Here is a 15143-nt window from a genome sequence, read left to right on the forward strand (position 1 = left end):
GCGGGCGTTTTTGTTTGGCATGGTGCCGAACCGGCAGGACCGGGATCAGGCCGTGGCCCGGGTGTTCGCTTGAGACGAACGGCCTATGCGCCACAGCACGACGAGCGCACACAGCCACTGCAGCGCATACATCACCGTGCCCACGCTGTGCCACAGTTTGAGGTTGTCGCGTGCAACGATGCGCGGCGACACGCCGTACTGGACGACAAATGCCAGCAGCATGCCTGCGATCACAAAGCCCAGGCAGGCCTTGGCCCAGGGCTGCAGGACCGACTCCTTGCTGCGCCGGGACAGGACCAGCAGCACGGCCGCGCAGGCGATGGACACCCAGGTCTGCGCGGCAAACAGCTTGGCAGCCATGAAGCCCGCGACAGCCGGCGTGGGCAAGTGGGCGAACAGCATGGGCACGGCCATGAAGCCGATGGCCGACAGGCTGCCCCACCACAGGGCAGCAGCCAGCAGGGGAACGCGCTCGTACAGGTTGCTCATGGGCTTAGGCCTTCCTCAACGATCGAGGCACAGGCACCGACGCATCAGAGGTAGCGCACCGACACCACTTCATAGCGGCGCTCGCCGCCCGGTGCCTGCACGACAGCGGTATCGCCTTCTTCCTTGCCGATCAGCGCGCGTGCGATGGGGCTGGAGACGTTGATCAGGCCCAGCTTGAGATCGGCCTCGTCCTCGCCGACGATCTGGTACTTGACCGTGTCGCCGCTGTCCTCGTCTTCGAGTTCAACCGTTGCACCGAAGACCACGCGGCCGCCGGCATCCACGGCGGAAGGATCGATGACCTGGGCTGCGGACAGCTTGCTCTCCACCTCGGCAATGCGGCCCTCGATGAAGCCTTGGCGGTCCTTGGCGGCCTCGTACTCTGCGTTTTCGCTCAGGTCGCCCTGGGCACGGGCCTCAGCGATGGCCTGGATGATGGCAGGACGCTCCACGGTCTTCAGACGGTGCAGCTCGTCCTTGAGTTTCTCGGCTCCGCGCTTGGTGATGGGAATGGTGGCCATTGAAAAGTCTCCATGTGCAGCAAACGCCGCGCGTTGCGCGGCTTCTTTGGCACAGGCGGGCCGGCAGTATGGCGGCAGGGCCTGCGCCCCAAAAGCAAACCGCCGCACGTTGCCGCGCGGCGGTTTCATCAAGTCATGTGGTCCATTATGCCGCGTTTGACCACCAGCTTCGGTGGGAAAACCCGGCGGCACTGTCGGACAGTGCCGCCGGCTGCACCTCGTCAGAAACGAGGGACGGCAGCGCGGAAGGATCAGGCCGTTTGCAGCTGGGCGTGCAGCTCCTGGACGGAGTGCACATCCATGTTGCCCATGGACTTCATGCCTTCGACGGCGGCTTCGGCACCGAAGATGGTGGTGAAGGTGGTCACGCGCGCCAGCAGGGCGCTGGTACGGATGGCGCGCGAGTCGGCGATGGCGTTGCGGCGCTCTTCCACCGTGTTGATGACCATGGCGATCTCGCCGTTCTTGATCATGTCCACGATGTGGGGGCGGCCCTCGGTCACCTTGTTGACGAGCTGCACCTCGATACCTGCCTCGGAGATGGCCGCTGCCGTGCCGCGCGTGGCGCACAGCACGAAGCCCATGGCAGCCAGTTCCTTGGCCACGGCCACGGCGCGCGGCTTGTCGGCGTTCTTCACGGTCAGGAAGACCTTGCCCTGGGTGGGCAGTGCCACGCCGGCGCCCAGCTGGCTCTTGACGAAGGCTTCGCCAAAGGTCTTGCCCACGCCCATGACTTCGCCGGTGGACTTCATCTCGGGGCCGAGGATGGTGTCCACGCCCGGGAACTTCACGAACGGGAAGACGGCTTCCTTGACGCTGAAGTACGGCGGCGTGACTTCCTTGGTGATGCCTTGCTGGGCCAGCGTGTCGCCGGCCATGCAGCGCGCAGCCACCTTGGCCAGCTGGATGCCCGTGGCCTTGGAGACGAAGGGCACGGTGCGCGAGGCACGCGGATTGACTTCCAGCACGTAGATCACGTCGCCATCGGCCGTTTCCTTGATGGCGAACTGCACGTTCATCAGGCCGACCACGCTCAGCGCGTTGGCCATGGCAGCCGTCTGGCGCTTGATCTCGGCCACGGTCTCGGGCTTGAGGTAGTAAGGCGGCAGCGAGCAGGCGGAATCGCCCGAATGCACGCCGGCCTGCTCGATGTGCTCCATCACGCCGCCGATGAAGACGGCGCCTTCGCGGTCACGCACGCAGTCCACATCGCACTCGATGGCGTTGGACAGGAAGTGGTCCAGCAGCACGGGCGAGTCATTGCTGACCTTGACGGCTTCGCGCATGTAGCGCTCCAGGTCGCGCTGCTCATGCACGATTTCCATGGCACGGCCACCCAGCACATAGCTGGGACGCACGACCAGGGGGTAGCCCAGGCCGGCCGCCTTTTCCAGCGCTTCGGGCTCGGTACGGGCCGTGGCATTGGGCGGCTGGCGCAGGCCCAGCTCATGCAGCAGCTTCTGGAAGCGCTCGCGGTCTTCGGCCGCGTCGATCATGTCGGGCGTGGTGCCGATGATGGGCACGCCTTCCTTTTCCAGGCCCAGGGCGAGCTTCAGGGGCGTCTGGCCACCGTACTGCACGATGACGCCGACCGGCTTCTCGACAGCCACGACTTCGAGCACGTCTTCCAGCGTCAGCGGCTCGAAGTACAGACGGTCCGAGGTGTCGTAGTCGGTGGACACGGTTTCGGGGTTGCAGTTGACCATGATGGTTTCATAGCCGTCCTCGCGCATGGCGAGCGCGGCATGCACGCAGCAGTAGTCGAACTCGATGCCCTGGCCGATGCGGTTCGGGCCACCGCCCAGCACCATGATCTTTTTCTTGTCCGTCGGCTCGGCTTCGCACTCCTCGTCATAGGTGGAGTACATGTAGGCCGTGTCGGTGGCGAACTCGGCAGCGCAGGTGTCCACGCGCTTGAACACGGGGCGCACGCCCAGTGCCTTGCGCGCCTCGCGCACGGCCTTGTCGGTGCTGTGCAGCAGCTTGGCAAGGCGGCGGTCGGAGAAGCCCTTTTGCTTGAGCGTGCGCAGCGTGGTGGCGTCCAGTGCAGCCAGCGCGGCATCGCCCTTTTCCTCGTAGACCTTGTCCAGTTCGAGTTCGATCTTGACGATCTCTTCGATCTGCACGAGGAACCACTTGTCGATCTTGGTGATGTTGTGCACTTCGTCCAGCGTCCAGCCGGCAGCAAAGGCGTCACCCACATACCAGATGCGGTCCGGACCTGGTTCGCCGAGTTCCTTTTCGAGGATCTCGCGGTCCTGGGTCTTTTCGTTCATGCCGTCCACGCCGACTTCCAGGCCGCGCAGAGCCTTCTGGAAGGATTCCTGGAAGGTGCGGCCAATGGCCATGACCTCGCCCACGGACTTCATCTGCGTGGTCAGGCGGTTGTCGGCAGCCGGGAACTTCTCGAATGCGAAACGCGGGATCTTGGTGACCACGTAGTCGATCGAGGGCTCGAACGACGCAGGCGTCTTGCCGCCCGTGATGTCGTTCTTGAGTTCGTCCAGCGTGTAGCCCACGGCCAGCTTGGCAGCGACCTTGGCGATGGGGAAGCCCGTGGCCTTGGAGGCCAGCGCCGAGGAGCGCGACACGCGCGGGTTCATCTCGATGACGATCATGCGACCGTCCTTCGGATTCACCGAGAACTGCACGTTGGAGCCACCCGTGTCCACACCGATCTCGCGCAGCACCGCCAGCGAGGCGTTGCGCATGATCTGGTATTCCTTGTCGGTCAGCGTCTGCGCGGGCGCCACGGTGATCGAGTCGCCGGTGTGCACGCCCATGGGGTCCAGGTTCTCGATGGAGCAGATGATGATGCAGTTGTCCGCCTTGTCGCGGACGACTTCCATCTCGTACTCCTTCCAGCCGAGCAGCGATTCCTCGATCAGCAGCTCATTGGTCGGCGACGCTTCCAGGCCGCGCTTGCAGATGGTCTCGAACTCTTCGGGGTTGTAGGCAATGCCGCCGCCCGTGCCGCCCAGCGTGAAGCTGGGGCGGATGACGGTGGGAAAGCCCATCTCCTTTTGCACGGCCCAGGCTTCGTCCATCGAATGGGCGATGCCCGAGCGTGCCGAACCCAGGCCGATGCGCGTCATCGCATCCTTGAACTTGAGGCGGTCCTCGGCCTTGTCGATGGCCTCGGGCGTGGCGCCGATCAGCTCGACCTTGTACTTGTGCAGCACGCCGTTGCGCCACAGGTCCAGCGCGCAGTTCAGCGCGGTCTGGCCGCCCATGGTCGGCAGGATGGCGTCGGGACGCTCCTTGGCGATGATCTTCTCGACCGTCTGCCAGGTGATGGGCTCGATGTAGGTGACGTCGGCCGTGGCCGGGTCGGTCATGATCGTGGCAGGGTTGCTGTTGATCAGGATGACCTTGTAGCCCTCTTCGCGCAACGCCTTGCAGGCCTGCACGCCGGAGTAGTCAAACTCGCAGGCCTGGCCGATGACGATGGGACCGGCGCCAATGATCAGAATGCTTTTGAGGTCGGTGCGCTTAGGCATTTTTGTGTTTCTCCATCAGCGCCGTGAAGCGGTCAAACAGGTAGGCGATATCGTGCGGGCCGGGGGAGGCCTCGGGGTGGCCCTGGAAGCAGAACGCAGGCTTGTCCTTGTGCTCAAGGCCTTGCAGCGTGCCGTCGAACAGGCTGATGTGCGTGGCGCGCAGCGTGTCGGGCAGCGATTCCATCTCCACCGCAAACCCGTGGTTCTGGCTGGTGATGCTCACGCGGCCGTTGTCCAGGTCCTTGACGGGGTGGTTGGCGCCGTGGTGGCTGTTGGCCATCTTGAAGGTCTTGGCGCCAGCGGCCAGGGCCATGATCTGATGACCCAGGCAGATGCCGAAGACGGGCTTGCCGGACTCCACCAGTTCCTTGGTCGCGGCAATGGCGTAGTCGCAGGGCTCCGGGTCGCCAGGGCCGTTGGACAGGAAAACGCCGTCGGGGTTGAGTGCCAGCACATCCTTGGCGGGCGTCTTGGCCGGCACCACGGTCAGCTTGCAGCCGCGCTCGGCCAGCATGCGCAGGATGTTGAACTTCACGCCGAAGTCATAGGCCACCACATGGAAACGCGGGGCCTGCTGCTGGCCGTAGCCTTCGCCCAGCTTCCACTCGGTTTCCGTCCATTCGTACTGCTGGGCGGCGCTCACCACCTGGGCCAGATCCAGGCCCTTCATGCTGGGGGCCGCCTTGGCCGCAGCCAGTGCCTCGTCGATGCGCGCCTGGGTCACTTCTTCGCCAGCGGCCAAACCGACGATGGCGCCGTTTTGTGCGCCCTTGTCGCGCAGCAGCCGTGTGAGCTTGCGCGTGTCGATGTTGGCAATCGCCACCGTGCCGCTGCGCGTCAGGTAGTCGGGCAGGGTCTCGGACTTGCGGAAGTTGCTGGCCAGCAGCGGAAGGTTCTTGATGATCAGGCCCGCCGCATGGACCTTGCCAGCCTCGACATCCTCTGCGTTGACGCCGTAGTTGCCGATGTGCGGATACGTGAGCGTCACGATCTGCTGGCAGTAGCTGGGGTCGGTGAGGATTTCCTGGTAGCCGGTGATTGCCGTGTTGAAAACGACTTCACCAACCGTGGTGCCTTGCGCACCGATCGAGTTGCCAACAAAGACCGTGCCGTCTGCGAGCGCCAGGATGGCGGATGGGAATGCTCCCTTGAGAGACAAAAGCACTGGGTTCTCCGGTTCTAATTACGGTTACGCCCAGCGTGCCGCACGGACGGGTCCGTGCGGTTTACAGCTTGTCTGCAGGGGGTGGCGAGGAAGCGTCGCTAGGCGTATTGTGGAATGCTTGAAAGCCGCCCATTATAGGCTGGTCGCGCTTCAGCCTCCTGACAGGAGGCGGGATTACCCTTGACGTGAGCCGGCACTCACGCTGCTTGCGTGCAGGCATATCGCCGCTGCCGCAGCCACGTTCAGAGACTCTTCACCACCCGGCTGGCCGATGCGCACATGCTGCGCCGCCTGCTGCATCAGCGCCTCGCCAACGCCCTGCCCTTCATGGCCCATGGCCCAGGCGCACGGCCAGGGCAGAGCGGCGCTCTGGATCAGTTCACCTTGATGGGAGCTGGTCACGATCAGGGGCAAGCCAAGCGCATTCAGGTCCTCGGGTGATGCCGACTCCACCAGGTGCAGCCCGAAATGCGCGCCCATTCCGGCGCGCAGCACCTTCTGGCTCCACAGCGCAGCCGTGCCCTTCAAGGCCACGATCTGGCCGAAGCCGAAAGCGGCCGCACTGCGAAGAATGGAGCCCACGTTGCCTGCGTCCTGCACACGGTCGAGCACCACGGTGGCCACGCCGGCACGCACGGCCGCCGACGCCTGCCAGTCCATCAGAAAGCCGATGCGGGCCGGAGACTCCAGTCCGCTGACCTCGGCAAACACGGCATCGGACAGCACCACGCACTTGCCTGCGCCCTGCACCCACTCCAGCGGCACCTGAGGCCAGAAGGACTCGGCCACCACGGCCACGGCGGGCTGCATGCCGCGCGCCAGGGCAGCACGGCACAGATGGTCCCCCTCCAGCCAGACACGTCCTTGTTTGCGATAGGCCCCGCTGTCCTGGGCAAGCCTTCGCAAATCCTTGACCAGGGCGTTGTCACGGGACTGGATCGATGTAGCGGCAGGTTGTCGGCTCATGGCAAGGCTTCCGGGCAAAGAGAACAGCGAAGAACAGCGCCACGGGCGCAGAAAGCGAAGGCGCTCAGGCCGACAGCAGCAAGGCCTGCGCGCCCTGCGCCGCAGCGGCCACGCGGGCGGCTGCCAGCGGCTCGGCCCTGCGGGCAATGCTCACGACATGGGCCACGGGCGCGAAGGTTCGTCGGTGCTCCTGGCAGGCGCCATGCAGGCGCAGCGCGGCAAGATGGGCCGCCGTGCCATAGCCCTTGTGGCCATCGAAGCCGTATTCCGGGTATTGCTCATGCAGGCGCTGGCACCACCGATCCCGCGTGACCTTGGCAAGAATGGAGGCCGCCGAGATGGACTGCACCAGGGCGTCGCCCTTGACGATGGCCTCGGCCTGCACATCCAGCACGGGCAACTGGTTGCCATCCACCAGAACCAGTACCGGCTTCAATCGCAGGCCCAGCACCGCGCGGCGCATGGCCAGCAGCGTGGCCTGCAGGATGTTCAGGCGATCGATCTCTTCGACCGAGGCCTCGGCAATGCTGCAGCACAGCGCCTTGGCACGGATCTCGTCATAGAGTGCCTCGCGGCGCGCAGCCGTGAGCTTCTTGGAATCGTTCAGGCCCTCGATGGGATGGAGATCGTCAAGAATGACAGCGGCGGCCACCACGGGGCCGGCCAACGGGCCGCGGCCCGCTTCGTCCACGCCCGCAACCAACCCCGGCGGATGCCAGGGCAGGCACGCCTGTTCAGGCGGCAGTGGGGGCAATGATTTTCTCGATCGCATGGGCGGCCAGTTCGGCAGTATCGCGCCGCAATTCATGGTGCAGCGCTGTGAAGCGCTGTACCAGCGCTTCGACGGTTGAAGGGGAATGCTCGCAGGCCTGCAGCCATTGCAGCACGGCCGCGCTCAGCGCCTGGGGCGTTGCCGCATCCTGGATCAGCTCGGGCACGACGAAATCGCCGCACAGGATGTTGGGCAGGCCCACCCAGGGCTGCAGTTGCTTGCCACGCATCAGACGCCAGCTCCACGGGTGCATGTTGTAGCCGATCACCATGGGCCGCTTGTACAAGGCGGCTTCCAGCGTGGCCGTGCCGCTGGCTATCAGCGTCACGTCACAGGCTGCCAATGCGTCATGGGACTGGCCGCGCACGATGTGCAGCGACGAAGCCATGCCGGCTTGCGCGGCAATGCGCTGCAGCTCGTCGAATTGCGAAGGCACAGCAGGCACTACTATTTTAATAGCTGGCAGCGCCTTCCGAACCAAAGCTGCCGCCTGAAAGAAGCGGGCAGCCAGGTAACGTATTTCAGAGCGCCGACTGCCGGGCAGCACGGCCAGCACCAGACCATCTTCGGGCAGCCCTAACCGGCGGCGTGCAGCGGCGCGGTCGGGCTGCAGCGGAATCACGCTGGCCAGGGGATGGCCCACGTAGGTCGCGTCTATGCCATGGCGGGCCAGCAACTCGGGCTCAAAGGGGAAGATGCACAGGACATGATCGGCCGCGCGGCGGATCTTGTCGACGCGATCGGCACGCCAGGCCCAGATCGAAGGACAGACGAAATGCACGGTCTTGATGCCCGCAGCACGCAGATCGGTTTCCAGCCCCAGGTTGAAGTCCGGCGCGTCGATGCCAACAAAGACGGCCGGCCGCTGCTGGAGCAGTCGCTGACGCAGCTGGCGTCGGATATTCAGAATCTCGGCCAGCCGGCGAAACACTTCCCAGCTGTATCCATGCACGGCCAAGCGCTCGCTGGACCACCAGGCTTCAAAGCCGCGCTGCTGCATCTGCAGCCCGCCGATGCCAAAGGCCGAGGCCTCTGGCCAGCGGGACTGCAGCCCCCCCAGGAGCAAGGACGCCAGCAGGTCGCCAGAGGTTTCTCCGGCGACCATGGCAATCGATGGACTCAGGCGCGCCGATGGCGCCGCGTTCTCTGTCATGCCGTCCTTTCGCGCGCCAGATCAGCGCGCAATGCCCCGGGTCGAAGCCGCCAGGAAATCCAGCATCAGCGATACATCGGCCGCGGCCTCGGGCAGTTCACCCTCCAGCGAAGCAATGGCTTCTCGCGCAGCTTCAAGGGTCAGTCCCTGGCGGTACAGCAGGCGGTGCATCTGCTTGACGGCCTGAATGCGCTGCGGCCCGAAGCCGCGACGGCGCAAGCCTTCGATATTGAAGCCGCGCACGGCCAGCGGATTGCCATCCACCATCATGAAGGGCGGCACATCCTGCGAGATATGGCTGGCAAAGCCGGCCATGGCATGGGCGCCCACCTTGGTGAACTGGTGCACACCCGTCAGGCCGCCCAGGATGACATGGTCGCCCACGTGCACGTGGCCGGCCAGGGTAGCGTTGTTGGCCAGGATGGTGTGGCTGCCGACAACGCAGTCATGGGCCACATGCACATAGGCCATGATCCAGTTGTCGTCGCCGATGGCCGTGACGCCCTGGTCCTGCACGGTACCGGTGTTGAAGGTGCAAAACTCCCGCACCGTGTTGCGGTCACCGATAACCAGCCGGGTAGGCTCGCCTGCGTACTTCTTGTCCTGGGGCTGCGCGCCCAGGGACGCGAACTGGAAAATCCGGTTGTCGCAGCCAATGCGGGTATGGCCTTCGACAACGCAATGCGCGCCGATGGTGGTGCCGGCGCCGATTTCCACATGCGGTCCGATGACGGCATAGGCGCCGACCGACACCGACGAATCCAGCTGCGCAGCGGAATCTATCAGTGCCGTGGGATGGATGCGTTCAATGCCAGCCATGCGCCCGTCAGCCCACGTTGCGCATGGTGCACATCAGCTCGGCTTCGCAGGCCACTTCGTCCTCGACGCGGGCCACGCCCTTGAACTTCCAGATGCCGCCGCGCACACGGTCGATGGTGATCTCCAGCACCAGCTGGTCGCCCGGCTCCACGGGACGCTTGAAGCGCGCCCCGTCGATGCCCACGAAGTAGTAGATGTTGTTCTCATCCGGAACCTGGCCCATCGCATCGAAGGCCAGAAGGCCGGCCGCCTGCGCCAGCGCCTCCAGGATGAGCACGCCAGGCATGACAGGGCGGCCCGGGAAATGGCCCATGAAATAGGGCTCGTTGAACGTGACGTTCTTGATCGCCTTGATGCGTGTATTGCGCTCAAGCTCCGTGACCTTGTCCACCAGCAGGAAGGGGTAGCGGTGGGGCAGTTGCTTGAGAATTGCGTGAATATCCATCATTGCGTTCCGTTATGGCCTTGATCCGCCGATTGCTGCAGTTGCCGCTCCAGGGCCTTGATGCGATCGCGCATGGAGTGCAGCTGCTTCAGCGTCGCAGCATTTTTTTCCCATTTGGCGTTTTCATCCACGGGAAACATGCCCGTGTAAACACCTGATTGTGTCAGCGAACGGGTCACTACCGTCGCTGCCGAAATATGCACCCGGTCAGCCAGCTGCAGATGGCCCAGCACGATGGCCCCGCCTCCCACGGTGCAATGCGCGCCAATGCGCGCGCTGCCGGCCACCCCCACGCAGCCGGCCATGGCCGTATGCCTGCCGACGTGCACGTTGTGACCGATCTGGATCAGGTTGTCGAGCTTGACCCCATCCTCGATCACCGTGTCGTCCAGCGCACCCCGGTCTATGCAGGTATTGGCGCCGATTTCCACATCGTCGCCGATCCGCACGCCGCCGAGCTGCTCGATCTTCACCCATGCGCCGTTCTCGGGCGCGAACCCAAAGCCGTCCGCCCCCAGCACTACGCCGGAATGCAGCAGACAGCGCGCGCCCACATGGCAGTTCTCGCCAATGGTGACGCGCGACTTGAGCACGGTGTGGGCACCGATCGTGGCACCCTCCTCGACCACGCACAGCGGGCCAATGGTGGCCGATGCATCAACGATGGCGCTCTCGTGCACCACGGCGCTCGGATGGATACCGGCCGGCGCCACGGGCCTGCAGTTTCGCTTCCACCACTGCGTGGCCCTGGCGAAATACGCATACGGATCAGGTACCACGATGCAGGCCCCCCGCTGCTGCGCCAGCTCGCGCATGGCGGGCGCCACAATAACGCAGGCCGCCTCGGAGGCGGCCAGTTGCTGGCGGTAGCGGGGGTTGCTCAGAAAACTGAGATCCCCGGCCCCGGCAGAGTCCAGCGGTGCGATGCGGGAGATGGACATCTCCCTTTCGCCACCGACCAACTCGCCACCGAGTGCATCGAGGATCTGGCCCAACAATACGCTCACGGCATGCAGCCCTGGACAGCTGGCTTACTTGCCGCCGCCGTTCAGCGCCTTGATCACCTTGTCAGTGATGTCGTACTTGGGGTTGATGTAGACGGCTTCCTGAAGGATGACGTCGTACTTCTCGGATTCGGCCACTTGCTTGACCACCTTGTTGGCGCGTTCCAGCACCTGGGCCAGTTCTTCGTTCTTGCGGGAGTTCAGGTCTTCCTGGAACTCACGGCGCTTGCGCTGGAACTCGCGGTCCTGATCCACCAGCTGGCGCTGGCGCGAGACGCGCTGGCTTTCGGCCATGGTGGGAGCTTCACGCTCGAACTTCTCCGAAGCGCTCTTGAGCGAGTTGCCCTGGTCAATCAGCTCCTTCTCACGCTTGGAGAATTCCTGCTCCAGCTTGGACTGCGCAGCCTTGGCAGTCGATGCTTCACGGAAGATGCGATCCGTATTCACAAAGCCGGCCTTGAACTCCTGGGCGTGCGCGGAAACGGCCATGGCGCCAAGCAGCACAGCCAGGGAAAAATGGCTAGATAGAGATTTCATTAGAAAGAGGTTCCGATTTGGAATTGCAGTCGCTGGATTTTATCCCCGGTCTGCTTGCGGATGGGTTGAGCAAAGGCCAGGCGCAGGGGACCCAGCGGGGAAATCCAGCTGATGCCCAGGCCCGTGGATGCCCGCAGCTCCCCGAGATCGAAGTTCTCGTTGGCTCCGTAGACATTGCCCACATCGAGGAATGTAAAAAGACGCAAAGTCCTGTCATTGCCGGCACCAGGGAACGGAACCATGAACTCGGCGTTCAATGTCACCTTCTTGGAGCCGCCAAGCGCCAGGTTTTCCTTGGTGTCGCGCGGACCCAGCGAGCCCTGCTCGAAGCCACGCACCGAACCCAGGCCGCCCGAGAAGAAATTCTTGAACAGCGGGAACGGACGGCCATTGAGGCCCTTTCCGTAGCCCAGTTCACCGTTCAGTGCCAGCGTGTACTTCTTGCTCAGAGGGATGTACTGCTGGATCTGGTAGTTGGCTCGCACATAGCGGGCCTCGCCACCCACCGACCACTCGGTGTTCAGGCGCTGGTAGAGACCGGAGTTGGGCGCCAGCGCGCTGTCGCGGCTGTCGCGCGACCAGCCCAGGGTCAGCGGTATGCCGGTGTTGGAGTAGCCGTACTTGTCGGCATAGTCCTTGTACGCCTGGGGCAGGTAGGTGCCGGGCTTGATTTCGGAGCGCTCCACGCCGCCGCCGAAGTAAACGGTGTCGATCTCGCTGAAGGGCACGCCAAAGCGGACGCTGCCGCCCGATGTGACGATCTTGTAGGCCGCATCGTCGTAGTAGGGACGGTCAGTGCGGTAGTACAGGTCGTAAGTGCGCGAGATGCCGGTGTCCGTGAAGTACGGGTCCGTGGTCGACAGCACCATGGTGCGGCGGTACTTGCTGGTGTTCACGTCCACGCCCAGGTAGTTGCCTGAGCCAAACACGTTTTCCTGCTTGATGCCGAAGGACAGCGAAACCTTTTCAGCGCTGGAAAAACCAGCGCCCAGCTGCAGCGAGCCGGTGGGCTTTTCAGCCACCGAGATGACCAGATCCACCTGATCAGGCGAACCCGGCACTTCCTGGGTTTCGACGTTGACTTCGGTGAAGAAGCCCAGACGGTCCACCCGGTCGCGCGACAGGCGAATCTTGTCGCCGTCGTACCAGGAAGCCTCGTACTGGCGGAATTCGCGGCGGATCACTTCGTCGCGCGTGCGGTTGTTGCCACTGAGATTGATGCGTCGCACATAGGCGCGGCGAGAAGGCTCGGCGTGCAGCACCAGGGCCACCCGGTTGGTCGCACGGTCGATGTCCGGCACGGCCTCGACGCGCGCGAAGGCAAAGCCGAAGTTGCCGAAGTGCTCGGTGAAGGCCTTGGTCGTTGCCGTGACCTGATCGGCGTTGTAGGGCTCGCCGGGCTTGATCTTGACCAGGGACTTGAATTCGTCGTCGCGGTCCAGGTAGTTGCCTTCCAGCTTGACGCCGGAGACCACGAAGCGCTCGCCTTCATGGATGTTCAGGGTCAGCGAGATGGTCTGCTTGTCGGGCGAGATCGCCACCTGGGTGGAGTCCACGCGGAATTCCAGGTAGCCACGCTGCAGGTAGTAGGAGCGCAGCGTTTCCAGGTCGGCGTTGAGCTTGTTGCGCGCATAGCGGTCCGACTTGGTGTACCAGCTCATCCAGTTGCCGGTGTCCTGGTCAAAAAGGTCCTTGAGCGTGGATTCGCTGAAGGCCTTGTTCCCGACGATATGGATCTCGTTGATACGGGCGGGATCACCTTCGGTCACCGTGAAGGTCAGGTTGACGCGGTTGCGCTCGATGGGCGTGACCGTCGTGACGACTTCGGCGCCATACAGGCTGCGGTTGATGTACTGGCGCTTGAGCTCCTGCTCCGCGCGGTCGGCAAGTGCCTTGTCGAACGGACGACCCTCGGCCAGGCCCACATCACGCATGGCCTTTTGCAGGGTTTCCTTGTCGAATTCCTTGGTGCCGGCGAAGTTCACTTCGGCGATGGTCGGGCGTTCTTCAACGACGACGACGAGCACGTTGCCGTTGGCTTCCAGGCGGATGTCCTTGAACAGGCCCAGTGCGAACAGCGAGCGGATGGCGGCTGCACCCTTGTCGTCGTCATACTGGTCACCCACGCGCAGGGGGATGGAAGCGAAGACCGTGCCCGGCTCCACGCGCTGAAGACCTTCGATGCGGATGTCCTGTACGCGGAAGGGCTCCAGTGCCCAGGCTGCATTGGCAGCCAAAACCATGGCAGCCAGGGTCGATGCAGCGCGCACGCCCAGGCGATTGATACGTTTAGTCATGAATGGATTTGCCGCCGCTGCGGCTTGCCGAAAACGGCTGAAAAGTTAGCCCCAAAGCCGGTTGATATCGTTGAAAAAGGCGACGGACATCATCATCATCAAAACCGCCACGCCTGCACGCTGCAAGCGTCCGGCCCAGACTTCCGACACGCTTCGGCCAGTCACGCCCTCCCAAAGATAATACATCAGGTGCCCACCATCGAGCACCGGCAGGGGGAGCAAGTTGAGAACCCCCAGGCTGATGCTGATCAGCGCCAGGAACGAGAGATATTGGACCAGGCCCATGCTGGCCGAACGCCCCGCGTAATCGGCAATGGTCAGGGGCCCGCTGATGTTCTTGAGCGAGGCCTCGCCGATCACCATGCGGCCCATCATGCGCAGTGTCAGCGACGACAGCTCCCAGGTGCGCTGCACGCCGGCCCACAGGCCCTCCAGCGGACCGCGCTGCACCAGCGCCATTTCCGGGGCGCTGCCGATGTAGGCGCCGATGCGGGCGATGCTTTCCTTGCCGTCTTCCGATCGGCCCAGGTCGGGCAGCACCGGGATCTGCAACTGCCGCCCCTCACGCTCCACCAGCCAGATCTGCTGCTGGACCTGGCCCGATGCGCCCATCTTGCGGATGAGATTGCGCAGCTGCGTGCCATCGTCCACCGAGGTGCCACCCACGCGCAAAACCAGATCGCCCTGGCGCAGGCCCGCCTTCTCGGCGGCACCACCGGCAATCACCTTGTCCAGCACGGGCTGCGTCCAGGGACCAAGCAAGCCCAGGCGCTCGAAGAAGGCGGCATCGGGCTCGCCCTGAACCTGACCAGCCAGCGCGAGCCGCAGTTCGGACGGGGCGGTGCGGCGGGCCTGGAGCACCTCCATGCGCACGGACTCGTCATCGAGCGCTGCACGGGTCAGCGTCCAGCGCAGATCATTGATGGAGCGGACCTCTTCCCATTCCTGGTCACCCAAAGCCATGCGCAGCACGCGATCGCCGCCTTGAACACCCGCCATCTGCAGCACCGTGCCTGCTGGCGGTGTTGCCAGCCGTGCAACGGGCTCCTGCATGCCGACCCAATTGACGATGGCCAGCAGCGCAATGGCCAGCACGAGATTGGCCACGGGGCCTGCGGCCACGATGGCTGCACGCGCACGCAGCGGCTGGGTGTTGAATGCCAGATGGCGTTGGTCGGCAGGCACCTCGCCCTCACGCTCATCGAGCATGCGCACATAGCCGCCAAGGGGCAGTGCACCGATGACAAATTCCGTGTCCGAACCCTTGCGCTTCCATCGCAGGATGGGGCGGCCGAATCCGACGGAAAAGCGAAGCACCTTCACGCCGCAAGCCACGGCGACGCGGTAGTGGCCCCACTCATGCACGGCAATCAGCAAGCCCAGTGCGACCACGAATGCGACAACGGTCAGCAACAATTGATACTCCTTTGAATCCAATGCGCCTCTGGATTCCGCCGCAGGCCCATCAAGAAAAC

General features: G+C 64.1%; 13 protein-coding genes. All 13 read right to left on the reverse strand.

The annotated features are described in order from the left end of the window. Window positions 1–45: 45 nt before the first annotated feature. Complete coding sequence (locus tag ACF8ME_RS23465; protein WP_016447472.1) at window positions 46–489, reverse strand: DUF4149 domain-containing protein; 444 nt, start codon at window positions 487–489, stop codon at window positions 46–48. A gap of 44 nt (window positions 490–533) precedes the next feature. Then, complete coding sequence (gene greA, locus ACF8ME_RS23470; RefSeq protein ID WP_392418405.1) at window positions 534–1010, reverse strand: transcription elongation factor GreA; 477 nt, start codon at window positions 1008–1010, stop codon at window positions 534–536. Between the two features lie 251 nt (window positions 1011–1261). Then, entirely contained in the window at window positions 1262–4510 is a 3249-nt protein-coding gene (gene carB, locus ACF8ME_RS23475) for a carbamoyl-phosphate synthase large subunit (RefSeq protein ID WP_016447474.1), read from the reverse strand. Continuing rightward, window positions 4503–5675: a glutamine-hydrolyzing carbamoyl-phosphate synthase small subunit gene (gene carA, locus ACF8ME_RS23480; protein ID WP_016447475.1), complete on the reverse strand. Its 1173-nt coding sequence runs from the start codon at window positions 5673–5675 to the stop codon at window positions 4503–4505. The genes carB and carA overlap by 8 nt, the downstream gene beginning before the upstream one ends. A 174-nt stretch (window positions 5676–5849) precedes the next feature. After that, a complete protein-coding gene (locus ACF8ME_RS23485) occupies window positions 5850–6641 on the reverse strand; it encodes an RNA methyltransferase (RefSeq protein ID WP_026062159.1) in 792 nt (263 codons plus the stop codon). A 64-nt stretch (window positions 6642–6705) separates the two neighbouring features. Beyond that, entirely contained in the window at window positions 6706–7413 is a 708-nt protein-coding gene (gene rnhB, locus ACF8ME_RS23490; protein ID WP_016447477.1) for a ribonuclease HII, read from the reverse strand. Continuing rightward, window positions 7376–8566 (reverse strand): lipid-A-disaccharide synthase, encoded by a 1191-nt coding sequence (lpxB, locus tag ACF8ME_RS23495; RefSeq protein ID WP_016447478.1) that lies wholly within the window; start codon window positions 8564–8566, stop codon window positions 7376–7378. Before lpxB ends, rnhB begins: the two co-directional genes overlap by 38 nt. Window positions 8567–8587: 21 nt before the next feature. Then, window positions 8588–9385, reverse strand: coding sequence for an acyl-ACP--UDP-N-acetylglucosamine O-acyltransferase (gene lpxA, locus ACF8ME_RS23500; protein WP_017404505.1), 798 nt, complete (start codon window positions 9383–9385; stop codon window positions 8588–8590). Window positions 9386–9392: 7 nt separating this feature from the next. Further along, entirely contained in the window at window positions 9393–9833 is a 441-nt protein-coding gene (gene fabZ, locus ACF8ME_RS23505; protein WP_012206736.1) for a 3-hydroxyacyl-ACP dehydratase FabZ, read from the reverse strand. Beyond that, window positions 9830–10837, reverse strand: a complete 1008-nt coding sequence (gene lpxD / locus ACF8ME_RS23510; RefSeq protein ID WP_016451336.1) for a UDP-3-O-(3-hydroxymyristoyl)glucosamine N-acyltransferase — start codon at window positions 10835–10837, stop codon at window positions 9830–9832. Before lpxD ends, fabZ begins: the two co-directional genes overlap by 4 nt. A 24-nt stretch (window positions 10838–10861) precedes the next feature. Further along, the gene (locus ACF8ME_RS23515; protein WP_016447481.1) at window positions 10862–11371 is read right to left on the reverse strand and encodes an OmpH family outer membrane protein; all 510 of its coding nucleotides are present in this window, start codon (window positions 11369–11371) and stop codon (window positions 10862–10864) included. Continuing rightward, window positions 11371–13668 (reverse strand): outer membrane protein assembly factor BamA, encoded by a 2298-nt coding sequence (gene bamA / locus ACF8ME_RS23520; protein WP_016447482.1) that lies wholly within the window; start codon window positions 13666–13668, stop codon window positions 11371–11373. The genes ACF8ME_RS23515 and bamA overlap by 1 nt, the downstream gene beginning before the upstream one ends. Before the next feature lie 45 nt (window positions 13669–13713). Further along, window positions 13714–15084 (reverse strand): RIP metalloprotease RseP, encoded by a 1371-nt coding sequence (gene rseP / locus ACF8ME_RS23525; RefSeq protein WP_026062158.1) that lies wholly within the window; start codon window positions 15082–15084, stop codon window positions 13714–13716. Window positions 15085–15143 lie beyond the last annotated feature (59 nt).

The organism is Delftia sp. WSY_7, assembly GCF_043104845.1.
Classification (GTDB): domain Bacteria; phylum Pseudomonadota; class Gammaproteobacteria; order Burkholderiales; family Burkholderiaceae_C; genus Comamonas; species Comamonas tsuruhatensis.

What these genes read in the sequence shown, in the direction of transcription:
- greA (WP_392418405.1), bottom strand. Translation starts at nt 1,010, where the DNA reads ATGGCCACCATTCCCATCACCAAGCGCGGAGCCGAGAAACTCAAGGAC.
- bamA (WP_016447482.1), bottom strand. Translation starts at nt 13,668, where the DNA reads ATGACTAAACGTATCAATCGCCTGGGCGTGCGCGCTGCATCGACCCTG.
- carB (WP_016447474.1), bottom strand. Translation starts at nt 4,510, where the DNA reads ATGCCTAAGCGCACCGACCTCAAAAGCATTCTGATCATTGGCGCCGGT.
- ACF8ME_RS23485 (WP_026062159.1), bottom strand. Translation starts at nt 6,641, where the DNA reads ATGAGCCGACAACCTGCCGCTACATCGATCCAGTCCCGTGACAACGCC.
- lpxB (WP_016447478.1), bottom strand. Translation starts at nt 8,566, where the DNA reads ATGACAGAGAACGCGGCGCCATCGGCGCGCCTGAGTCCATCGATTGCC.
- fabZ (WP_012206736.1), bottom strand. Translation starts at nt 9,833, where the DNA reads ATGATGGATATTCACGCAATTCTCAAGCAACTGCCCCACCGCTACCCC.
- ACF8ME_RS23465 (WP_016447472.1), bottom strand. Translation starts at nt 489, where the DNA reads ATGAGCAACCTGTACGAGCGCGTTCCCCTGCTGGCTGCTGCCCTGTGG.
- rnhB (WP_016447477.1), bottom strand. Translation starts at nt 7,413, where the DNA reads ATGCGATCGAGAAAATCATTGCCCCCACTGCCGCCTGAACAGGCGTGC.
- ACF8ME_RS23515 (WP_016447481.1), bottom strand. Translation starts at nt 11,371, where the DNA reads ATGAAATCTCTATCTAGCCATTTTTCCCTGGCTGTGCTGCTTGGCGCC.
- lpxA (WP_017404505.1), bottom strand. Translation starts at nt 9,385, where the DNA reads ATGGCTGGCATTGAACGCATCCATCCCACGGCACTGATAGATTCCGCT.